At 68.2% G+C, this 20,944-nt stretch carries 21 protein-coding genes; 19 read left to right on the top strand and 2 right to left on the bottom strand.

Annotated features, from left to right (window positions below):
* Window positions 1–6 precede the first annotated feature (6 nt).
* The 6 genes from V6D00_16360 to V6D00_16385 all read left to right on the top strand — a co-directional run bounded on the left by V6D00_16360 (window position 7) and on the right by V6D00_16385 (window position 5,371).
* Window positions 7–2,322: a molybdopterin oxidoreductase family protein gene (locus V6D00_16360; protein ID HEY9900754.1), complete on the top strand. Its 2,316-nt coding sequence runs from the start codon at window positions 7–9 to the stop codon at window positions 2,320–2,322.
* Window positions 2,322–2,972 carry a 4Fe-4S dicluster domain-containing protein gene (locus V6D00_16365; protein ID HEY9900755.1) on the top strand — a complete coding sequence of 217 codons (651 nt, stop codon included), beginning with the start codon at window positions 2,322–2,324 and terminating at the stop codon, window positions 2,970–2,972. The genes V6D00_16360 and V6D00_16365 overlap by 1 nt, the downstream gene beginning before the upstream one ends.
* Complete coding sequence (locus tag V6D00_16370) at window positions 2,969–3,469, top strand: ubiquinol-cytochrome c reductase iron-sulfur subunit (protein ID HEY9900756.1); 501 nt, start codon at window positions 2,969–2,971, stop codon at window positions 3,467–3,469. The genes V6D00_16365 and V6D00_16370 overlap by 4 nt, the downstream gene beginning before the upstream one ends.
* Complete coding sequence (locus tag V6D00_16375) at window positions 3,466–3,663, top strand: DUF6755 family protein (protein ID HEY9900757.1); 198 nt, start codon at window positions 3,466–3,468, stop codon at window positions 3,661–3,663. Before V6D00_16370 ends, V6D00_16375 begins: the two co-directional genes overlap by 4 nt.
* A gap of 8 nt (window positions 3,664–3,671) precedes the next feature.
* Entirely contained in the window at window positions 3,672–4,838 is a 1,167-nt protein-coding gene (locus tag V6D00_16380) for an MFS transporter (protein ID HEY9900758.1), read from the top strand.
* A gap of 230 nt (window positions 4,839–5,068) precedes the next feature.
* Window positions 5,069–5,371, top strand: a complete 303-nt coding sequence (locus tag V6D00_16385; protein ID HEY9900759.1) for a rhodanese-like domain-containing protein — start codon at window positions 5,069–5,071, stop codon at window positions 5,369–5,371.
* 88 nt (window positions 5,372–5,459) lie between these two features.
* Here the strand turns inward: V6D00_16385 and V6D00_16390 are convergent, their stop codons facing one another.
* Complete coding sequence (locus tag V6D00_16390; protein ID HEY9900760.1) at window positions 5,460–5,879, bottom strand: molybdenum cofactor biosynthesis protein MoaE; 420 nt, start codon at window positions 5,877–5,879, stop codon at window positions 5,460–5,462.
* Window position 5,880: 1 nt separating this feature from the next.
* Complete coding sequence (locus V6D00_16395) at window positions 5,881–6,126, bottom strand: MoaD/ThiS family protein (protein ID HEY9900761.1); 246 nt, start codon at window positions 6,124–6,126, stop codon at window positions 5,881–5,883.
* Between the two features lie 242 nt (window positions 6,127–6,368).
* On the opposite strand from V6D00_16395, the gene uvrA reads away from it, so the two are divergent.
* The 13 genes from uvrA (at window position 6,369) to V6D00_16460 (ending at window position 20,934) form a co-directional block, all read left to right on the top strand.
* A complete protein-coding gene (uvrA, locus tag V6D00_16400) occupies window positions 6,369–9,296 on the top strand; it encodes an excinuclease ABC subunit UvrA (protein ID HEY9900762.1) in 2,928 nt (975 codons plus the stop codon).
* Between the two features lie 163 nt (window positions 9,297–9,459).
* Entirely contained in the window at window positions 9,460–10,146 is a 687-nt protein-coding gene (locus tag V6D00_16405; GenBank protein ID HEY9900763.1) for an endonuclease V, read from the top strand.
* 127 nt (window positions 10,147–10,273) lie between these two features.
* Complete coding sequence (locus V6D00_16410; GenBank protein ID HEY9900764.1) at window positions 10,274–11,926, top strand: hypothetical protein; 1,653 nt, start codon at window positions 10,274–10,276, stop codon at window positions 11,924–11,926.
* The gene (locus V6D00_16415) at window positions 11,926–12,864 is read left to right on the top strand and encodes a 3'-5' exonuclease (GenBank protein HEY9900765.1); all 939 of its coding nucleotides are present in this window, start codon (window positions 11,926–11,928) and stop codon (window positions 12,862–12,864) included. Before V6D00_16410 ends, V6D00_16415 begins: the two co-directional genes overlap by 1 nt.
* Before the next feature lie 70 nt (window positions 12,865–12,934).
* Window positions 12,935–13,471: an NUDIX hydrolase gene (locus V6D00_16420; protein HEY9900766.1), complete on the top strand. Its 537-nt coding sequence runs from the start codon at window positions 12,935–12,937 to the stop codon at window positions 13,469–13,471.
* A 4-nt stretch (window positions 13,472–13,475) separates the two neighbouring features.
* Entirely contained in the window at window positions 13,476–14,651 is a 1,176-nt protein-coding gene (locus V6D00_16425; GenBank protein ID HEY9900767.1) for an SAM-dependent methyltransferase, read from the top strand.
* Between the two features lie 109 nt (window positions 14,652–14,760).
* Window positions 14,761–15,189 carry an NADH-quinone oxidoreductase subunit A gene (gene ndhC, locus V6D00_16430; protein ID HEY9900768.1) on the top strand — a complete coding sequence of 143 codons (429 nt, stop codon included), beginning with the start codon at window positions 14,761–14,763 and terminating at the stop codon, window positions 15,187–15,189.
* On the top strand, window positions 15,177–15,680 hold the full coding sequence (locus tag V6D00_16435) for an NADH-quinone oxidoreductase subunit B family protein (protein HEY9900769.1): 504 nt from the start codon (window positions 15,177–15,179) through the stop codon (window positions 15,678–15,680). The genes ndhC and V6D00_16435 overlap by 13 nt, the downstream gene beginning before the upstream one ends.
* 16 nt (window positions 15,681–15,696) lie before the next feature.
* Window positions 15,697–16,251, top strand: coding sequence for an NADH-quinone oxidoreductase subunit C (locus tag V6D00_16440; protein HEY9900770.1), 555 nt, complete (start codon window positions 15,697–15,699; stop codon window positions 16,249–16,251).
* Window positions 16,252–16,257: 6 nt separating this feature from the next.
* Window positions 16,258–17,499, top strand: a complete 1,242-nt coding sequence (gene nuoD, locus V6D00_16445; protein ID HEY9900771.1) for an NADH dehydrogenase (quinone) subunit D — start codon at window positions 16,258–16,260, stop codon at window positions 17,497–17,499.
* Window positions 17,500–17,520: 21 nt separating this feature from the next.
* Window positions 17,521–18,063: an NAD(P)H-dependent oxidoreductase subunit E gene (locus V6D00_16450; GenBank protein HEY9900772.1), complete on the top strand. Its 543-nt coding sequence runs from the start codon at window positions 17,521–17,523 to the stop codon at window positions 18,061–18,063.
* 3 nt (window positions 18,064–18,066) lie between these two features.
* A complete protein-coding gene (gene nuoF / locus V6D00_16455; protein ID HEY9900773.1) occupies window positions 18,067–19,350 on the top strand; it encodes an NADH-quinone oxidoreductase subunit NuoF in 1,284 nt (427 codons plus the stop codon).
* 12 nt (window positions 19,351–19,362) lie between these two features.
* Complete coding sequence (locus V6D00_16460; GenBank protein ID HEY9900774.1) at window positions 19,363–20,934, top strand: 2Fe-2S iron-sulfur cluster-binding protein; 1,572 nt, start codon at window positions 19,363–19,365, stop codon at window positions 20,932–20,934.
* Window positions 20,935–20,944 lie beyond the last annotated feature (10 nt).

Below are 20,944 nucleotides of genomic sequence, written 5' to 3' on the forward strand. Positions count from 1 at the left end.
AACGCCATGGCTCAGTTGCCCCAGGACCCGGAGCGCCTGAAGGATCGCTTTGGCCCCACCCTCAAGTACTCCCCGCCGGGGGGCTTCAGGACCGACGCGGTCCCCGACAAGCTGGTCGATACCCACTGCTGCTTCTGCGGGCAGCAGTGCGGGATCACCCTCAAGGTCCTGGACAACCAGGTCGTCGGCTTCGAGCCCCGGGACTTCCCGTTCAACGAGGGCAAGCTCTGCCCGAAGGGGATCAAGCGATACCTCCAGGGCTCCCACCCGGATCGCCTGCTCACTCCCATGAAGCGCACGCCGGAAGGGTTCGCGCGCATCTCGTGGGACGAGGCCCTCTGCGAGACCGTCGCCAAGATCAAGGAGATCCAGGAGCGCCACGGCAAGGACGCCTTCGCCATGCTCTCGGGGGTGAGCCTCAACAACGAGAAGAGCTACCTGGTGGGCAAGTTTGCTCGCTTGGCCCTCCAGACCGCCAACCTCGACTACAACGGCCGCCTGTGCATGGTCTCGGCCGGGGCGGGCAACAAGAAGGCCTACGGGATCGACCGTGCGAGCAACTCCTGGGCGGACATCCCCAAGGCCAAGGCGATCTTCGTGATAGGCTCCAACGTCGCCGAGTGCGCCCCCATCACCACCCGCTACATCTGGAGCGCCCGCGACGCCGGCGCCAAGCTGATCGTCGCGGACCCCCGGATGGTGCCGGGGGCCCGCACCGCGGACCTCTACCTGCCCCTGCGCCCGGGATCCGACAGCGCGCTCTTGATGGCCATGCTGCACGTGGTGATCCGGGACGGCCTCACCGACCCGGCCTTCATCCGGGACCACACCTCGGGCTTCGAGGCGGTCGCCGAGAGCGTGAAGGACGCCACCCCCGAGTGGGCGGCCGAGCTTTGCGGGGTCCCCGCCGCCAAGATCGAGCAGGCCGCCCACTGGTACGCCGAGGCCGAGACGGCCATGATCCTTCACGCGCGCGGGCTAGAGCACCAGAGCAAGGGCGTCGACAACGTCCTGGCCTGCGCCAACCTGGCGCTCGCCACCGGCAAGATCGGGCGCGAGGGCTGCGGCCACAGCACCATCACGGGCCAGGGCAACGGCCAGGGCGGCCGCGAGCACGGCCACAAGTGCGACCAGCTCCCCGGCAACCGCGACATCACCAACCCCGAGCACCGGGCCTACGTGGCCGGGGTCTGGGGGGTGGACGAGGCGGAGATCCCGGGCAAGGGCCTCTCCGCCCAGGAGATCATGGAGGCCATCCACCGGGGCGAGATCAAGGGGCTGCTCAGCATCTGCTTCAACCCCCTGGTGAGCCTGCCGGACGCGACCTTCACCCGCGAGGCCCTCGATCGCCTCGAGCACTACACGGTCATCGACTTCTTCCTGTCCGAGACGGCCCAGCACGCCGACGTGGTCCTCCCCGGCAGCCTCCACGAGGAGGACGAGGGCACCGCGACCTCGGCCGAGGGGCGGGTGATCAAGATCAACGCCGCCGTGACCCCGCCGGGGGAGGCCCGGCGCGACTGGGAGATCCTCCTGGACATCGCCGAGCGCCTCGGCCGGGGGAGGTACTTCCGCTACGAGAACGCCGAGCAGATCTTCAACGAGCTGCGGCTGGCCTCGCGCGGGGGCACCGCCGACTACTCGGGCATCACCTGGGCCAAGGTGGTCGAGAACCAGGGCATCTTCTGGCCCTGCCCCCAGACCACCGAGGAGGGCGAGCGGACCCCGGACTGGAGGGCGCTGGACACGGCGCACCCGGGCACCCCCCGGCTCTACGAGGGGGGGCGCTTCTACCACCCCGACGGCCGGGCCCGCTTCAACGTCGTGAACTGGCGAGCGCCCGCCGAGGTCGTGGATGACGCCTACCCCCTCTGGCTCACGACGGGCCGGGTCATCAGCCAGTACCTCTCGGGCACCCAGACCCGGCGCATCGGGCCCTTGGTCGACCAGTACCCCTTCCCGCGCCTGGAGCTCCACCCGCGCCTGGCCGAGGCCCTGGGGATCCAGGACGGCCAGTGGGTGACGACGTTGACCCGCCGCGGCCGCCTCACCCTGCGGGCCCAGGTGGTCAAGACCATCCGACCCGACACGGTCTTCATCCCCTACCACTGGGCCGGCGACCTCTCGGCAAATGTTCTGACCAACCGCGCCCTCGATCCCGTCTCCAAGATCCCCGAGTACAAGGTCTCGGCCTGCCGCGTTCAGCCCGCGACGCCCGAGGAGGTCGCGCGGGGTGAGCGCGCCGAGGCCGACGCCTACCGCCAGGAGCCGATCCAGCTCGAGCTCGGCCTGGCCGATCGCCGCAAGGAGGCGTCGCGCTGATGGAGCTCCAGTTCTTCGTCGACCCCATCCGCTGCATCGGCTGCAAGGCGTGCCTCCAGGGGTGCTCCGAGTGCGCCACCCACCGGGGCCGGTCCATGATCCACCTGGAGTACATGGATCGCGGCACCTCGACCCAGACGGTGCCCATGGTGTGCATGCACTGCGAGAACCCGACATGCGCCCAGGTCTGCCCCGCCGACGCCATCAAGCGGACCGAGGACGGGGTGGTCCAGTCGAGCCTCAAGGAGCGCTGCATCGGCTGCGCCAACTGCGTCAACGCCTGCCCCTTCGGGGTCCCGCGCTACTACCCCGAGTTCGACCAGATGCTGAAGTGCGACATGTGCTACGACCGCACGTCGGTGGGCCTCAAGCCCATGTGCGCGACCGTCTGCCCATCGGACGCCCTGTTCTTCGGCACCCGCGAGGAGTTCGAGACCCGGCGCTCGGGGCGTCCGGTGAACGAGTTCCGCTTCGGAGCCCAGATTGTTCGCACCCGGGTCTTCATGGTGCTCGACGAGGCCCACGATCGCCTGGACGTCCAAGACGTCGCCCTCGCGGACACCCCGGATCCGCGCTTCGAACCCGACACCTACGATTCCGTCGACCCCTTCTCCCACGTGGAGCCACCGAGCAACGGAGGCCCGGCATGACCCGCAAGCCCGAGGATCCCCACTGGAAGACCGACTTCAGCGTGGACTGGAGCCGGACCTCCTACCTCTCGCGCCGCGAGTTCACGCGCTACCTGGCGCTGGGCAGCGTCACCATGGCCGCGGGAAGCACCTTCATGGCGCTGCGCGCGGGGATCGGACGCCCCCACGCCGCCCCGCCACGGCGCGCGATCGCCGCCATCGACGCCGTTCCCCCCAAGAGCAGCCTGGCTTTCGAGTACCCGGCCAAGGGGCATTACGCCCTCTTGATCCGCCATGAGGACGGGACCTTCGACGCCTTCTCCCAGAAGTGCACCCACCTCGGCTGCAGCGTCTTCTACGCCGCACACGGCGACAAGCTGGAGTGCCCCTGCCACGAGGGCTTCTTCGACGTCCGCAGCGGCGACGTGCTCGCGGGGCCGCCGCAGCGGCCGCTGCCGCGGATCCAGCTCGAGGTCGCGAACGGCAAGGTGTACGCCGTGGGCGGAGGCGAGGCATGAGCGCCCCGCGTACCTGGCTGGTCGACGGGATCTTCCTGTTCGTCCTGTTGCTGTGGATCATCCAGCTCTTCCTCGTGATCACGGGGATCGACGCCTACCTCGGCGGCCAGGCCGGTATCCTCTGGCCTGCCGCCATCACCTCGGCCGTTCTCGCCCTCATCAACCTGAAGCTGGTGAGCTACATCCAGGACTAGGAGCCCCCATGTCGAACCGGAACATCCAGCTCTTCCTCGCCACCGTGGCCTTCGCCGTGAGCTTCGCGGTCTGGGGCATGCTCGGGGCCCTCGCCCCCCTGCTGCGCACCGCGTTCGGGCTCAGCCAGTCCCAGGTGGCCCTGATGGTGGCGATCCCGGTGCTGCTGGGGGCGATCGGGCGTCTGCCGATGGGGATCGCCGCCGATCGCTTCGGGGGGCGCCCGGTGATGGCCGCGCTGCTCGTCTTCACGCTGATCCCCGCGGCGGGCCTCGCCCTGAGCGCCTCCTATCCGGCCCTGCTCCTGTGGGGCTTCTTCCTCGGGATGGCGGGCACCACCTTCGCGGTGGGGGTCGCCTTCACCAGCAAGTGGTTCGCCCCCGAGCAGCAGGGCACGGCCCTCGGGATCTTCGGGGCGGGCAACGTCGGCCAGAGCGTGGCGGTCTTCTTCGCCCCGCGCCTGGCCGAGGCGCTCGGCTCCTGGCGGTCGGTGCTCTGGCTCTTCGGGGGGCTGAGCCTCGCCTGGGGGATCGTCTTCTGGGGCTTCGCCCGCGACGCGCGCCCGGGGGTGCCGCGCTCCTTGGCCGAGATCCTGGCGATCCTGGGACGCTCGCCGATGGCCTGGCTGCTCAGCCTGTTCTACTTCGTGACCTTCGGCGGCTTCGTCGCCCTGGGGGTCTACCTTCCCACCCTCCTGACGTCCCGCTACGGCCTCGCGCTGCCCGACGCGGGCATGCGGGCGGCGGGCTTCGTGCTGCTGGCGACCCTTTGCCGACCGATCGGAGGCTACCTCGCGGACCGGCTGGGGGGCGCGCGCATCCTTGCCGGGGTCTACGCGGTGAGCGTGCTCTCGGGCTTCCTGCTCGTTCCCTCGGGCATGGTCAGCTTCACGGTGGGGGCCCTCTCCTTCGCGTGCGCGGCGGGGCTCGGCAACGGGGCAGTCTTCAAGCTGGTGCCCCAGTACTTTCCCGTCGAGACCGGCGCCGTCACCGGCCTGGTCGGCGCCTTCGGCGGGCTCGGGGGCTTCTTCCCGCCTTTGGTGCTCGGGCTCCTGCTCGAGCTGACGGGCCACTACACCCTGGGCTTCCTGGCCCTGGCCGCGACCTCCGCGCTCTGCCTCGCGCTCAGCCTGCGCCTGGCGCATCGCTCGCCTCCTCTCGTGCCCGGGCGAGGGTGAGGCCCGGGGACCCATCGGCCTTGGCGAGCAGCCACCCTTGGGGCGCGCCGAGACTTGGAGGAGTGAGAGATTGAAGGACTGACCCGCTTTGACGCCAAGGGTAGGGCGAGGATGGTGAACGTGCTCGGCGTGGCCCGCCGATCCGGCCTGCGCCCTGTGCGGAGAGTGCCCCAGCATCACGACGCTGGTCGAGGACGGCGCGATCGCCTGCGATCCCCGTCGATGACGAGATCTCGGCGCGGGAGCTTCACGAGGCCCTCGAGGACGTCGTCGTGATCGCCGTGAGGGAGAGCCTCACGGCGGTTCCGGCTTTGAAGGGCGCCTTCCATGTGCCGCATGCGCGGCTGAGCGCGGCGCTGCCCGGGATTCCGCCCGACCGCAAGGTGGTCGTCTGCTGCCTGCGCGGTGAGCTCGGCCTTCAGGCGGTCGCGCTGCTGCGCGCGGCCGGATGCGAGCAGGCCATGAGTCTCTCGGGTGGCTTGCTCGCGTATTTCCGGGAATTCGACCCGATCAAACGAGACTTGGAGCGATGAGATCCCCCCGCCCCCGCCCCCGCCCCACCGGGGGGCGGGGAGAGGCGGTGATGGCGCTATGGGCGCATGGAAGGGGGGTCGAGGGCGGCTAGTCCTGGTGGCAGCAGCCCTCTACCCAGGTCTCCCCCCCCACGAAGTACTCCTTCTTCCAGATGGGGACGTCCCGCTTGATGGTGTCGATCCCATGACGGCATGCCTCGAACGCCGCGCCGCGGTGAGGGGCGCTGACGCCCACGAGCACCGCGACCTCGCCGATCGCGAGCCGGCCGACCCGGTGGATCAGCACCACGCGCTTGGCATCCCATCGCTCGAGGATCTCTCGGCCGATGCCCTCGAGCTGTGCCTGGGCCATCTCGGCGTAGGCCTCGTAGGCGAGGTGCAGGACCTCACGCCCTTCGTTGTGGTCGCGCACGACCCCGCAGAAGGTGACGATGGCCCCCGCCCTCGGGTCGGCGAGCAAGGCCTCGGCCTGATGGACGTCGATGGGATCCGAGGTGACGAGGTACATGTTAGCCTCCGCTCACGGGGGGGATGAGGGCGAGCGGCTCGCTCTCGCCGATGACGTGGTGATCGGGAGCGAAGCGCAAAGCGGAGGCCACGCGCGCGCTGGGAAGGTAGGCGGCGAGCGACGGAAACTCCCGGGCGACGGCCGCCTTGAGATCCCCGACGGTGCTGCCGGCAGGAAGGTCGAGCGAGATGCGCTCGGCCCTCTGGGCCTCCTTTAGGACGGCGAAAAGCATGATGTCGAGCCGCATGTGATTCTCCTTGCGTAAATTACGATTTTACCTCGGGGCGGGGCCGGATGGGAGCTGTCGTTGTCATGGATGGTCGAGCGCTACCCGCCCGATCCGGATCCGGTCCTGGTCGAGGGATCCAACCGCGTCACCTGGCCGCCGGGTGGCGACGCAGCAGACCCGTGAGCCCCAGGATCCCCCGGGGCGGGTTTTTCCCCGACCGGAGCCTGGCGCAAGGGGCGCGTCGACTGTATGATGGGGGCATGAGCGAACATATGAGCGAGCACCCCCAGGCCTTCCTCCGAGTCCGCGGCGCCCGCGAGCACAACCTCAAGAACATCGACCTGGCGGTCCCCCGTAACCGCCTGGTGGTCTTCACCGGGGTCTCGGGCTCGGGCAAGAGCAGCCTCGCGTTCGATACCATCTTCGCCGAGGGCCAGCGCCGCTACGTGGAGAGCCTCAGCTCCTACGCGCGCCAGTTCCTCGGCCAGATGGACAAGCCCGACGTGGACTACATCGAGGGCCTGAGCCCCGCCATCTCAATCGACCAGAAGTCGACCAGCCACAACCCGCGCTCCACGGTCGGCACCGTCACCGAGATCTACGACTACCTGCGCCTGCTGTTCGCGCGGGTGGGCACCCCCCACTGCCACAAGTGCGGCCAGACGATCAACCCCCAGACCGTCGAGCAGATCGTCGACCAGGTGCTCGCCTGGCCCGAGGGCACCCGCTTCCAGGTGCTCGCTCCCATCGCCCGAGGGCGCAAGGGCGAGTTCAAGAAGGAGCTGGAGGCCGCCCGCAAGGAGGGCTTCGTTCGCGTCCGGATCGACGGCGAGGTCATGGACCTGGCCGAGGACATCGCCCTCGACAAGCAGAAGAAGCACGACGTCGCCATCGTCATCGACCGCCTGATCGTCAAGGCCGACATCCAGACGCGCCTCGCCGACAGCGTGGCCACCGCCCTCAAGAAGGGCGAGGGGCTCGCCATCGTCCAGAATCTCGGCACCCGCGAGACGCCCGCCGAGACCGACGTCCTCTTCAGCGAGCACTTCGCCTGCTCGGATTGCGGCGTGTCGCTCTCCGAGGTCGCCCCGCGCCTGTTCTCCTTCAACAGCCCCTTCGGCGCCTGCCAGACCTGTCTCGGCCTCGGCTCCAAGCAGGAGCTCGACCCGCACCGGATCGTGCCCGACCCTCACAAGAGTCTCGCCGAGGGCGCAATCGCCCCCTGGCACCGCACGGGAAACCCCTACTACCAGCAAATGCTCTCGGCGCTTGCCAAGGCCCAGGGCTTCGACCTCAAGACCCCCTGGGAGGACCTGAGCGCCACGGCCCAGCAGGTGGTGCTCTACGGCTCGGACGACGCGATCCACATCGACCAGGAGTCGTGGTTCCGCCCGGGCGAGTGGGGCTACACCACGCGGTACGAGGGGGTGATCCCCCAGCTCCAGCGGCGCTACACCGAGTCGACCTCCGACAAGTTCAAGGAGGAGACCGAGGCGTTCATGACCATGCGGCCCTGCGAGGGCTGCCAGGGCAAGCGCCTGCGCCCCGAAGCCCTCGCCGTCACGGTCGGCGACCGCTCGATCGCAGCTGTCACCTCACTGTCGATCGGCCGTGCCCAGGCCTTCGTGGCGGGCCTCGTCCTCACCGAGCGCCAGGCGATCATCGCCCAGCAGATCCTCAAGGAGATCAACGCGCGCCTGCAGTTCCTCTTGGACGTGGGGCTCGACTACCTGACCCTCGATCGCACCGCCAACACCCTGTCGGGGGGTGAAGCCCAGCGCATCCGCCTCGCGACCCAGATAGGCTCCGGCCTCACGGGCGTGCTCTACATCCTGGACGAGCCCTCGATCGGCCTGCACCAGCGGGATAACGAGCGCCTCCTCGGCACCCTCGAGCGCCTGCGCAACCTGGGCAACACCCTGATCGTGGTCGAGCACGACGAGGACACCATCCGCGCGGCGGATCACTTGGTGGACGTGGGCCCCAACGCCGGGGTGCACGGCGGGTGGATCGTCGCGAGCGGCACGCTCGAAGAGGTCATGGCCGTAGAGGAGAGCCTGACGGCCCAGTACCTGAGAGGCGATCGCGCCATCACGGTGCCGCTGTTTCGTCGACCGGGCAACGGCAAGGCGATCCGCCTCAGGGGCGCGAACCTCAACAACCTGCAAGACGTGAGCGTCGAGATTCCGCTCGGCAAGTTCGTCTCGGTGACGGGCGTGTCGGGGTCGGGCAAGTCGACTCTGATCAACGAGGTCCTGATGGGGGCCATCGAGCACACCCTCTCCAAGCGCCCCTTCCCGAAGGGCCTCAAGGCCGTCGAGGGCCTGGAGCACATCGACAAGGCCATCGTCATCGACCAGTCTCCCATCGGACGCACCCCGCGTTCCAACGCGGCGACCTACACCGGCCTCTTCGACATCGTGCGCGAGGTCTTCGCCAGCACCAACGAGGCCAAGGCCCGGGGCTACAAGAACGGGCGCTTCTCGTTCAACGTCAAGGGCGGCCGGTGCGAGGCGTGCAAGGGCGAGGGCATGAACGTCATCGAGATGCACTTCCTGCCCGACGTCTACGTGCCGTGCGAGGTCTGCAAGGGCAAGCGCTACAACCGCGAGACGCTCGAGGTGCGCTTCAAGGGCAAGAACATCGCCGAGATCCTGGCCATGACCGTGGGCGAGGCCGTCGAGTTCTTCCGGAGCATCCCACGGGCCCTCACCAAGCTCCAGACCCTCGCCGACGTGGGCCTCGACTACATCCAGCTCGGCCAGCCCGCGACCACCCTCTCGGGCGGCGAGGCGCAGCGGGTCAAGCTCGCCACCGAGCTGAGCCGCCGCAGCACCGGGCGCACCCTGTACCTGCTGGACGAGCCCACCACGGGGCTGCACTTCTACGACGTCGAGAAGCTGCTGGGCGTGCTGAACCGCCTGGTGGAGGCGGGCAACACGGTGCTCACCATCGAGCACAACCTGGACGTGATCAAGACCAGCGACCACGTGATCGACCTGGGGCCCGAGGGCGGGGACCGGGGCGGCACCATCGTGGCCGAGGGCCCGCCCGAGGCGATCGCGGCCTGCGAGGCCTCGCACACGGGGCGCTTCCTGAAGAAGCTCCTGGCCGAGGGCCTCGAGGTGGCGGTCCCCGCGGCGAGCGTGCCGAAGGTCCGCGCCGGCCGCAAGAAGCAGCCCGCCTGACGTCCATTCAAGGGCCATATAAGTATTATTAACAAACCGAACGGCCCTTCTGGCCGCGGGTTAAGATAGCTTGCGACGCCCCGCGCCCGCGGGGGGCCTGTTTCGGGCCCTGCAGGGCGGCGTCGCGGCGCTCGTACCAACCCTCATCACCAGGAGTGAAGCGTTGTCCGTCGAACTACACCAGTCGCACCGCTGGGATCTGCCGCCCTACGAGGCGCAGCAGCTGCAGCACGCCCTCAGCCAGGTGGTGGTGGTCCACGACGACTGCGCCGAGCTGACGCTCATCGCGGGGGTCGAGGTCGCGCACAGCCGCTTCAACGACACCCTCACCGTCGGCGTCGCCCTGCTCACCTACCCGGACCTCCAGGTGGTGGAGAAGCGGACGATCGAGTACCAGACCAAGTTCCCCTTCATCGCCGAGCTGCTCTCCTTCCGCGAGGCGCCCGCCGTCGTGGCGGCGCTCGAGACCCTCTCGCGCCGGCCCGATCTGGTCATGATCGAGGGGCCGGGCATCGCCCACGCCAAGGGCCTGGGGGTCGCCTCGCACGTGGGAGTGGTGACGGGCTTGCCGACCGTGGGCTGCGCCAAGGCGACCTCGGTGGGCTCCTTCGTGGAGCCCGAGGTCAGTGCCGGCTCCGCCTCGTCGCTGGTCTGGCAGGGCGAGATCATCGGGACGGTCTACCGCTCCAAGAACCGGGTCGCTCCGCTGTTCGTCTCGGCCGGGAACCGGATCAGCCGGGAGAGCGCCGTGCGCCTGGTGCGCGAGTGCTGCCAGGGCTACCGCATGCCGGAGCCCATCCGCCACGCGGGCAACGCCCTCTCGGAGAACAAGCGCGCCGCCGTAAGCTAGCCCAGAGCGTTGCCCCCATGGCGGCGATCCGGTAAAATGTTCGGGATCCGCTCGGATGGACGGTCATGCGCGATCGCTTCCGAGGCTTCCTCCCCTCACCACGACGCCGCGCTTTGGAGGCTATTCGATGGGACCTTTCCGCTGGCTCCCCCTGCTCTTGGCCGGGACGCTCCTCGTCTCGGCCTGCTCCGGCAGCAACCCCGCGAGCCCGGGTTCGACCAACCCGGGGATCCCCGCGGCCACCGGGGCGACGACCGCCTCGCGGCCCGAGGCCGGCAGCGAGAAGGTCACCGTCAAGGGCGCCATCGAGGATGCGCGCACCGGCGATTCGGTCCCCAAGGCCGTGGTGGTCATCCAGGCCCTGACCACCGATAGCCTTCCTTCGCCGGTGGCGAGCGGCTCGGCGACGGGCTCCGCGACCCCCGAGCCCACCCCCAGCCCCGTCCCCACGGCGACCCCGCAGGCGCCCACCAACGCCGGCCGCCAGGGCGCCACCGCCCCCAAGCGCCCCGCCCCCAAGCCCGGCGATCCCAGGGCCCCCAGGAAGGTCTCGGTGGACGACAAGGGCCAGTTCGAGATCAAGGACGTGGCCCCCGGGACCTACGCGGTCACGGCCTACGCGCCCGGTTACCAGGCGCTCACCATCGTCGGCAACCGGCCCACCCAGCTCAACATGAAGCTGACCCCCCACAAGCTGAGCGCCGGCCACGAGGTCGCAGGCTCGGTCAAGACCGCGGCCGAGAAGCCCGCCGAGGGGGCGCACGTGGTGGCGGGGGTGATCCCCGGCCTGACCATCGGCGACTCGACCGAGGCCAAGTCCGACGGCTCCTTCGTGCTCAAGGACCTGCGCGCCGGCCGCACCCCCGTCGCGGCCTACCTGGGCGACGCCGGCGAGATCAAGGCCTGGGCCCTCCAGGCCGAGGTGCCCGTCGCCATCGGCAAGGACAAGAAGACCCCCGCGCCCCAGCTCGTCCTGCGCGCCGTGAGCAACCCCGTGATCCTCTCGGGCAAGGTGACCTCGAGCGTCAAGGAGCTCAAGCCCCGCCAGGTGTCGGTGCAGCTGGTGACCGACACCGGCGCGCTGCCCCTCTTGACCCGCACCCCCGACAAGGAAGGGTACTTCCGCTTCTCGCTGCCCGCCCTCGGCGAGGGGCAGACCTACCAGCTGATCGCTAGCGGCGCGGATGCCGAGGGCGACGTGGTCTACACCCACAAGCACAAGCTGAACGCCAGCGACCTCAAGCTCGAGATCGCCCTTCCCAAGGCGCCGATCGCTCCCAAGCTGGATGCGTTCGAGGAGCCCGCCGGCCTCGTCTCCTGGGATGCGGTCGACGACGTCTCGGTCTACCGCCTGCGCGTCGAGACCGCGGGCGACGAGCCCGAGACCGTCTGGGAGAGCTTCTCGACCGGCACCCGGGTCGCCCTGCCCGATCCCGACGTGATCCCCCTGCTCAAGAAGGGCGAGAAGTACCGCCTGACGCTCACCTCCATCAAGGTGGCGGACGGCACCGGCTACGACCTGGCCGGGGTCTCGGGCGAGCCCTGGGCCTTCGCCGCGAGCCACGCGCCGGTGGACTTCGTCTTCGGCGAGCAGCCAGCCGTGAGCCCTCGGGCGCAGGCCGCTCCGGGCTCGGAGGCGGGCCTCTCGACGGCGCCCGTGGCCCCGCCCGCGCTTTCGCCCGTCACCCCGAGCGCGGCCAAGCCCGGCGCGATCGCCAAGCCGCAGCCAAAGCCCAAGGCGACCCCGAAGCCGAAGGCAAAGGGGACGACCAAGGTTTGATGCGGCCCGGCACCTTCGTCGTCGTCGACCTGGAGACGACCGGCCTCGACTACAAGCTGGACCGCATCCTCGAGATCGGGGCGGTCCGCTTGCAGGACGGCGTGGTCACCGGCGAGTTCCAGGCCCTGGTGGACCCCGAGGTCCCGCTGCGGGAGGCCAACGTCGCCATTCACGGCATCTCGGCCGAGCTCGTCGCCGGAGCCCCGCGGCTCGCCCAGGTGCTGCCGGCTTTCCTGGAGTTCCTGGGCGCCGCGCCGGTGGTCGCCCACAACGCGCAGTTCGACATGAACTTCCTGCGCCACCACGCGGCCGAGACGCTGGGCCTCCCTTTCGAGAACCCGGCGGTGGACACGCTTTCGATGGCGCGCGAGGTCTTCCCGCGCGAGAAGGCCCTTAGCCTCGAGCGCCTGCTCGAGCTCTTCGGCGAGCCGCCCCGGCCCCTGCACCGGGCCCTCGAGGACGCGCGGGCGCTGGCCTCGGTCTTCTACCGCCTGGCCGACTTGCAGGACCAGCGGCGGGACTACCAGCGCGGCCAGTTCGGCCGCATCGACCAGGTGGCCCTGCGCTACCGCGACCTGGGGCACCTGATCGACCTCATGCAGGCCGAGTTCAAGGAGCTGCGGCGCACCCTCGAGGTCTACTTCGAGGAGACCCAGGGCGACGCGATCGCCCTGCCGGGCGGCGACGTGCTGCGCCACCTGCGCCACGAGAACCACGAGTTCCACCCCGAGGAGACCCGCGCCGTCCTCGAGACGCTCGGGATCCTCGAGCGGGTCCAGCGGATCGACCGCGAGAAGCTCGATCGCTGGATCAAGGGCGATCGCCTGAGCGATGAGCAGAAGGCCCATGTCCTCTCGGCGCGCCGCTTTCTGGGGTATCGATCCGTCATGAGCTGGGAGCGACCTGCCTCGAGGATGTCTTCCTCCCTCGAAGCGTGAGGCCCGGCGCGCCTTTGCGGCATGCTAGAATAGCTCCGGCGCCATCCTTTCACCCAACGGAGAATCCACCGTGGCAAATGAATTCCAACACCTGGTCGAGCGTGGCCTGACGCAGGAGAGCGTCTACCGCGGAAACCTCCTGAACATCCGGGTCGATACCGTTGCCCTGCCCGACGGGGCGATCGCCAACCGCGAGATCGTGGTGCACCCGGGGGCGGTCGCGGTGGTGCCCCTGACCGACGACGGCCGGGTGGTGCTGGTGCGGCAGTTCCGCTACCCGATCAACCGGATCACCCTCGAGATCCCCGCCGGCAAGCTCGAGTTCGGCGAGGAGCCCGAGGCCACCTGCCGCCGGGAGCTGGCCGAGGAGACGGGGCTTTCGGCCGGCCAGATCGAGAAGCTGGCCGAGATCGTCGTGGCGCCCGGCTACAGCAGCGAGCGCATCACCCTCTACAAGGCGACCGGCCTGAGCGCCTCGGGTGCCCAGCCCGACGACGACGAGTTCATCGAGACCGTCACCTTGCCGGTGGACGAGGTCCACGCCATGATCAGGCGCGGCGAGATCGACGACGCGAAGACGATCATCGCGCTCGGCTGGCTGCGCTAGGGCCATGACGCGCCGAGAGGCCCTCGAGGCGGCCCTCGAAGCCGCTGCGGCGGACGGGGTCATGACCTTCCGGACCTTCATGGAGCTTGCGCTCTACCACCCGGAAGGGGGCTACTACACCCGGCCAGAGATGAGGGTCGGGGCGGGGGGCGACTTCCACACCAGCCCCACCATCCACCCGGCGTTCGGCCAGTGCCTGGCGCGCCAGCTCCGGCAGCTGTGGGAGCGCCTCGGCAGGCCCGATGACCTCTGCCTGCTGGAGATGGGGGCGGGCAGCGGCCAGCTGGCCGACCAGATCCTCGAGGCCCTCGCCGGCGTGCGCGGCGGCTGGAAGCGCGTCCGCTACGCCATCCTCGAGCGCAGCCCCGCCCTGCGCGAGCGCCAGCAGGAGCTGCTCTCGCCTCACAAAGAGGCGCTCACCTGGGTCGACTCGCTGGAGGCCCTGTCGCCCGCGGGCCAGTGGACCGGGATCGTCTTCAGCAACGAGCTCTTCGATGCCTTCCCCGTCCACCGCGTGATCGGCCTTGCGCAGGGCTTCGCCGAGATCGGCGTGATGCGCGGCAAGAACGGGCGCTGGCGTCAGGTCGGGATCGAGCCGACGACCCCGCGCCTCGCCGAGACCCTTTCGCGCCTGGGGGTGACGCTTCAAGAAGGCCAGCAGGCCGAGGTCAACCTCGATGCCCAGGACTGGATGAACGAGCTCGGCGCCTGGCTGGGGCGCGGCTTCCTCGTCACGGTCGACTACGGCAGCGAGGCCGAGAGGGTCTATGCCCCCCACCGCAAGAAGGGGACGATCCGCGGCTTCTTCAAGCAGATGGCGAGCGAGGATCCCCTCGCCCATCCGGGCGAGCAGGACCTCACCAGCGACGTCGACTTCACCTCCTTGATCGCCGCGGGCGAAGGGGCGGGGCTCAGGACCCTGGGGGTCGTCCCGCAGGGGGTCTTCCTCACCCACCTCGGCATCCGGGAGATCGAGAAACAGATCCTCAAGGGCGTCAAGACGACCCTCGGCGCCGACTTCGCCGCCTTCGAGATCCGCAAGCTGTACCAGAGCGAGGCCATGGGCGATCGCTTCCTGGTCCTGGTCCAGGCCAAGGGGGTCGATGCCGGCCCGAAGGACGTGATCGGGCTTTCGGGTACGCCCGCGAGATCGGGTTGGAAGGTTATCTTTGGTCAGTGATTGACATAATAAAGTCATAAGGATAACTTTTCCAACTTTTTACCTTGCTTGGTCGGGCCGATCTGGGATCTATGCTAGAATGGGCCGCAGCTCAAAGCGTGGACTCCCCATGGATTCACGCGCCTGCACACTTTGCCGCCTCCCGAAGGACTGGAAACTTATGCTGGACTTCAACGTTACATTCGCGATCGCCGTCGTGCTCGCGCTGGCCATCATCGTGCCGGTTGCGATGCTCGCGATCCACGCGCTGCTCGGTCGTGCGCGCGTCACGACAGTCGCCAAGGGCGAGACCTACGAGGCGGGCATCGCGCCCAAGTCGGTGATCGGCACGCCCCGCTCGCGATTCTCGGTCAAGTTCTACCTGATCGCCATCCTCTTCATCATCTTCGATGTGGAAGCGGTCTTCCTCTATCCCTGGGCGGTCAACTTCCAGAAGCTGGGCCTGTTCGGCTTCGTGGAGATGCTGATCTTCCTGTCCGTGCTGTTCACGGGCTTCGTTTACATCCTGAAGAGAGGAGCACTCAAATGGGAGGAGTAGAGTCCCTGCTCGGCGAGGACGTCATCGTCACCCGCCTCGATGCGGTTCTCAACTGGGGGCGCAAGTACAGCCTGTGGCCGATGACCTTCGGCACGGCGTGCTGCGCGATCGAGTTCATGGGGACGGTCAGCTCCGTGTTCGACATCGCGCGCTTCGGCGCCGAGGTCATTCGCTTCAGCCCCCGCCAGGCGGACCTGTTGCTCGTCGCGGGCACCATCACCTACAAGCAGGCTCCGGTCCTCAAGCAGATCTACGACCAGATGCCCGACCCCAAGTGGGTCATCTCGATGGGGGCCTGCGCCAGCTCGGGCGGCTTCTACGACAACTACTGCACGGTGCAGGGCATCGACGAGCTGATCCCCGTCGACGTTTACGTCGCGGGCTGCCCTCCGCGTCCCGAGGCCGTCCTCGATGCGATCATCAAGATCCAGGAGGGCGTCGTCAGCAAGGAGACGATCGCCAGGCCCAAGCCGGTCCTGCTGCAGCCCTAGGAAAGGGATTTAGACGATGGAACAGACCCTCTCGATCACCCTCAGCAAGCTCCAGGAGAAGTTCAAGAAAGAGATCGTCGCCGTCTCCTCGTGGCGCGCAGACGACTGCGTCGTCATCCGCAAGGAGGCCCTGGTGGCCGTCGCCGCCTTCCTGCGCGACGATCCCGAGCTCGACTACAACATGCTGGTGGACATCGGCGCGGTGGACTACCTCAACCACCCCAAGCCCCAGCCCGAGCGCTTCGCGGTCGCCTACCACTTCCTCTCGCTGAAGTTCAAGCACCGGGTCCGGGTCAAGGTCTTCGCGGGTCTCAAGGACCCCGAGATCGACACCCTGTGCGGCATGTGGAAGGCCGCCAACTGGATGGAGCGCGAGGTCTTCGACCAGTACGGCCTCAAGTTCAAGGGCCACCCCAACCTCAAGCGCATCCTCAACCACGCCGAGTTCGTCGGGCACCCGCTGCGCAAGGACTACCCGATCCGCAAGCGCCAGGTGCTGACCGAGAGCGATACCCTCATGGACGAGATGCAGAAGCGTCTCGAAGCCAAGGGTCTCACGACAGGACGGTAAGAAGACATGTCCATTCCCTCCTCCAAGATCCTCGAGACCCCGCTCGACCTCCAGAGCGAGCAGGAGTTCTACAAGGAGCTCCACACCGAGCTGATGTTCCTCAACCTCGGTCCCTCGCACCCGGCGGCGCACGGCACCCTGCGCACCTTCGTGGCCCTGGACGGTGAGACCATCAAGGCGGCCGTCGCCGAGATCGGCTACCTGCACCGCGGCTTCGAGAAGACCGTCGAGCAGCGCACCTGGAACCAGGTCATCCCCTACACCGACCGCCTGAACTACTGCTCGGCCGCGCTCAACAACTTCGCCTTCTGCAAGGTGGCCGAGCGCATGCTCGACATCGAGATCACCCCGCGCGCCGCGGCGCTTCGGGTCATCGTCGGCGAGCTGATGCGCATCATCGACCACCTGATCGCGATCGGCACCAACATCCTCGACATGGGGGCGCTGACCAACTTCTGGTACACCTTCAACCAGCGCGAGAAGGTGTACGACATCATGGACAAGCTGTGCGGCGCGCGCCTGACCAACTCCTACGGCCGGATCGGCGGCCTCTACCGCGACGCCTACCACGGCTTCGAGGAGGACGTGCTCGCGGTCCTGAAGGACTGCGAGGACGGCGTCAACCAGGTCGGCAAGCTGGTGCGCAAGAACAAGATCTTCATCGACCGCACCAAGGACGTCTGCATCGTCAGCCCCGAGATGGCGATCTCCTACGGCTTCACCGGCCCAACCCTTCGCGCCTCGGGCGTCGACTGGGACCTGCGCCGGGACACCCCCTACTGGGGCTACGACCAGTACGACTTCGAGGTCCCCGTCGGCACCACCGGCGACACCTGGGACCGCGTGCTCGTGCGCTTCTACGAGGTCGAGCAGAGCGCCAGGATCATCCGCCAGGCGATCAAGACCCTTCCCAAGGGCCCGATCACCGTGGACGACAAGCGGATCGCCCTGCCCGGCAAGTCGGACACCTACCAGAACATCGAAGGCCTGATCAACCACTTCAAGCTGATCTTCGAGGGGGTCCGGGTGCCCGAGGGCGAGGTCTACGACGCCATCGAGGCCGCCAACGGCGAGCTGGGCTTCTACATCACCTCGGACGGCTCGGGCTTCCCCTACCGCGTCCGGGTGCGTCCGCCCTGCTTCATGAACTTCGCGGCCTTCCCCGAGATGATCGAGGGGTCCATGATCGCGGATGCCATGGCCACCCTCGGCTCCATCAACATCATCGCCGGCGAGCTCGATCGCTAGTCGCGCCATAAGGAAGATCACATGTTTGCGTTCACCGAAGAAAACGAGCGGAAGTTCGAGGAGATCCTCTCCCGCTTCCCCGCCGAGAACCGGATGGCCGCCACCCTGCCGACCCTGTGGCTCGCCCAGGAGCAGCACGGCTGGTTGCCGCCCGAGGTCCTCAAGTACGTCGCCGAGCGCGTGGGCGTGACCCCCGCGCACGTGCTGGGCGTGGCGACCTTCTACACCATGTACCTGACCAAGAAGCCCGGCGAGCACCTGCTCGAGGTCTGCACGTCGGTCTCGTGCTGCCTCACGGGCGGCCGCGAGACCCTCAAGCTGCTCTGCGACAAGCTCGAGGTCCTGCCCGGCGAGACCACCTCGGACGGCAAGTTCACGGTGCGCGCGGCCGAGTGCCTCGGCTCGTGCGACACCAGCCCCATGATGCAGGTCGACAACGACGTCTTCGTCGAGAACCTGACCCCCGAGAAGCTCGACGCCCTGATCGACGAGCTCAAGGGCCAGCCCTGGGGCACCCGCACCAAGCTTGCGAGCTTCTGCGCCGCCGGCAACAGGAGGAGCTAGTCAATGGCGTTCCAACCCGTCGTTTCCCGTCACTTCGACATCCCCAACGCCAGCGACATCTCGGTCTACGAGCAGCACGGCGGCTACCAGGCGGCCCGTAAGGCCCTCGCCATGGAGCCCAGCGCCCTGATCGACGAGGTCAAGACCTCCGGGCTGCGCGGCCGCGGCGGCGCGGGCTTCCCCGCGGGAATGAAGTGGAGCTTCATCCCCAAGGACAACCCCAAGCCCAAGTACCTGGTCGTCAACTCGGACGAGTCCGAGCCCGGCACCTTCAAGGACCGCAAGATCCTCGAGCGCGACCCGCACTCGCTGATCGAGGGCTGCATCATCTCGAGCTTCGCCATCGGGGCGCACACCGCCTACATCTACATCCGCGGCGAGTTCAACCAGCAGCGCCTCAACGTCGACGACGCCATCAAGCAGGCCTACGAGAAGGGCTACCTGGGCGACAACGTGATGGGCACCGGCTACAAGCTGGACGTCTACACCCACCGCGGCGCCGGCGCCTACATCTGCGGCGAGGAGACCGCCCTCTTGGAGTCCCTCGAGGGCAAGAAGGGCCAGCCCCGCCTGAAGCCCCCCTTCCCCGCGACCCACGGCGCCTTCGCGTCCCCCACGGTGGTCAACAACGTCGAGACCATCGCGACCGTGCCCTGGATCATCACCCACGGCGGGGCGACCTACGCCAGCATGGGCACCGAGAAGGCCAAGGGCACCCGCCTCATGTCGGTCTCGGGCCACATCAACAAGCCGGGCGTCTACGAGATCGAGATGGGCCTGCCCTTCAAGGACTTCCTCGCGAACCACCTGGGCGGCGTCTGGAAGGGCCGCGGCCTCAAGGCCGTCATCCCCGGCGGCTCGAGCTGCCCGATCCTCACCGCCGACGAGGCCATGGGCGTGACCCTCGACCCCGAGGCGATCGCGGCCCTCGGCTCCATGGCGGGCTCCGGCGGCATGATGGTCATCGACGACCAGACCGACATGGTGGACCTGCTCGAGGACCTCCTGCACTTCTACGCGCACGAGTCCTGCGGCCAGTGCACGCCGTGCCGGGAGGGCACCGACTGGCTCTTCAAGATCGTCCAGCGCATCAACGCCGGCATGGGCACCCAGGAAGAGCTCGACAGCATTCTCGACATCGCGGACAACATGGAGGGCAAGACCATCTGCGCCCTCGCGGCGGCGGCCACCATGCCGACCCGCTCCTACATCAAGAAGTTCCGCGGCGAGTTCGAGGCCAAGTTCAAGCGCTCCCAGTCGCCTGTCGGCACTGTGGCCACCGTTTAGGAAGAGAGCATCATGGCGACGATTACGCTGAACGGCCGTCAGGTCGAGGTCCCGGATGGCCTCAACCTGATCCAGGCCGCCGAACACGTCGGGGTCACCATCCCCCACTACTGCTATCACCCCGGCCTGCCCATCGACGGCAACTGCCGCATGTGCCTGGTCGAGATCGAGGGGGCCCGCGGCCCCCAGATCTCCTGCAACACCTTCGTCAAGGACGGGATGGTCGTCAAGACCGACACCCCCGCCGTCGAGAAGATGCGCAAGGGCGTGCAGGAGTTCCTGCTGCTCAACCATCCCATCGACTGCCCCATCTGCGACCAGGCGGGCGAGTGCCGGCTCCAGGACTACTACATGGAGTACGGCCAGTACGAGAACCGCTCCATGGTCCCCAAGGTCGAGAAGAACAAGGTCGTCGACCTGGGGCCCCTGGTCGTGCTCGACCAGGAGCGCTGCATCCTGTGCTCGCGCTGCGTCCGCTTCTGCGAGTCGGTCACCGAGACCGGCGAGCTGGTCATCGCGGGCCGCGGCGACAAGAGCCGCATCGAGACCTTCCCCGGCATGCAGCTCGACAACCCCTACTCGGGTAACGTCGTGGACCTGTGCCCGGTGGGTGCCCTGACCTCCAAGGACTTCCGCTTCAAGCAGCGGGTGTGGTTCCTCAACACCGCCAAGTCGGTCTGCGTGGGCTGCTCCAACGGCTGCTCGGTCAACATCGACCACCGCGCCGGCATGACCTACCGCTACAAGCCCCGCCACAACGCCCAGGTCAACGAGTACTGGATGTGCGACGCGGGCCGCCTGAGCTACAAGGCCCTCAACGACAACCGCCTCTACGCCGCCCTGGTGGACGGCGAGGAGGTGCCCGTCGGCATCGCGCTCGACGCGGTCATCGCCAAGCTCAAGGCCGCGGTGGCCGAGCACGGCGCCGACTCGGTCGCGCTGGTGGGCTCGGCTCACGCCACCCTCGAGGCCAACTTCGTCCTCAAGCGCCTGGCCGCCGAGGTCCTCAAGACCTCGAAGCTGTTCGGCGCGACCCTCACCCCCGACGGCGAGGCCGACGACTTCCTGATCAAGGCCGACAAGACCCCCAACCGCAAGGGCCTGGACTTCCTGGGCTACGATCAGAGCGCCGAGGCCCTCAAGGCCGCGGTCGCCTCGGGTTCGATCAAGGTCCTGGTCGCGATGGACAACGACCTGGTCGGCGAGGGCGGTCCCGAGTGGGCCCAGCTCTTCAAGAGCGTTCCTTTCACCGTCTACATGACCAAGCACCACACCCCCTGGGCCGAGATGGCGTCAGTCACCCTGCCCATCGCCTCGCACGCCGAGCAGTTCGGCTCCTTCGTGCAGGCCAAGGGTGTGCTCCAGAAGGTCATGAAGGCTTACGACGCCCAGGGCGACGCGGCCCCCAGCTGGGAGGTCGTCTCCTCGCTGGCGCGCGCGCTCGGCACCGACTTCGGCTACGACGACGTGGAGCAGATCTGGACCGACATGAGCGCGGCCTACGAGGCGCTCAACGGCATGTCCTTCTACGGCATCCCGGAGACCGGGCACCAGCTGCCCGTCGCCGAGATGGTTGGAAAGTAGGCGCAACTCA

It is taken from the genome of Pantanalinema sp., assembly GCA_036704125.1.
Lineage (GTDB): Bacteria > Cyanobacteriota > Sericytochromatia > S15B-MN24 > UBA4093 > JAGIBK01.

Coding starts and splice junctions, on each gene's coding strand:
- V6D00_16360 (HEY9900754.1), top strand. CDS start 7: ATGGCTCAGTTGCCCCAGGACCCGGAGCGCCTGAAGGATCGCTTTGGC.
- V6D00_16365 (HEY9900755.1), top strand. CDS start 2,322: ATGGAGCTCCAGTTCTTCGTCGACCCCATCCGCTGCATCGGCTGCAAG.
- V6D00_16370 (HEY9900756.1), top strand. CDS start 2,969: ATGACCCGCAAGCCCGAGGATCCCCACTGGAAGACCGACTTCAGCGTG.
- V6D00_16375 (HEY9900757.1), top strand. CDS start 3,466: ATGAGCGCCCCGCGTACCTGGCTGGTCGACGGGATCTTCCTGTTCGTC.
- V6D00_16380 (HEY9900758.1), top strand. CDS start 3,672: ATGTCGAACCGGAACATCCAGCTCTTCCTCGCCACCGTGGCCTTCGCC.
- V6D00_16390 (HEY9900760.1), bottom strand. CDS start 5,879: ATGTACCTCGTCACCTCGGATCCCATCGACGTCCATCAGGCCGAGGCC.
- V6D00_16395 (HEY9900761.1), bottom strand. CDS start 6,126: ATGCGGCTCGACATCATGCTTTTCGCCGTCCTAAAGGAGGCCCAGAGG.
- uvrA (HEY9900762.1), top strand. CDS start 6,369: ATGAGCGAACATATGAGCGAGCACCCCCAGGCCTTCCTCCGAGTCCGC.
- V6D00_16410 (HEY9900764.1), top strand. CDS start 10,274: ATGGGACCTTTCCGCTGGCTCCCCCTGCTCTTGGCCGGGACGCTCCTC.
- V6D00_16415 (HEY9900765.1), top strand. CDS start 11,926: ATGCGGCCCGGCACCTTCGTCGTCGTCGACCTGGAGACGACCGGCCTC.
- V6D00_16425 (HEY9900767.1), top strand. CDS start 13,476: ATGACGCGCCGAGAGGCCCTCGAGGCGGCCCTCGAAGCCGCTGCGGCG.
- ndhC (HEY9900768.1), top strand. CDS start 14,761: ATGGATTCACGCGCCTGCACACTTTGCCGCCTCCCGAAGGACTGGAAA.
- V6D00_16435 (HEY9900769.1), top strand. CDS start 15,177: ATGGGAGGAGTAGAGTCCCTGCTCGGCGAGGACGTCATCGTCACCCGC.
- V6D00_16440 (HEY9900770.1), top strand. CDS start 15,697: ATGGAACAGACCCTCTCGATCACCCTCAGCAAGCTCCAGGAGAAGTTC.
- nuoD (HEY9900771.1), top strand. CDS start 16,258: ATGTCCATTCCCTCCTCCAAGATCCTCGAGACCCCGCTCGACCTCCAG.
- V6D00_16450 (HEY9900772.1), top strand. CDS start 17,521: ATGTTTGCGTTCACCGAAGAAAACGAGCGGAAGTTCGAGGAGATCCTC.
- nuoF (HEY9900773.1), top strand. CDS start 18,067: ATGGCGTTCCAACCCGTCGTTTCCCGTCACTTCGACATCCCCAACGCC.
- V6D00_16460 (HEY9900774.1), top strand. CDS start 19,363: ATGGCGACGATTACGCTGAACGGCCGTCAGGTCGAGGTCCCGGATGGC.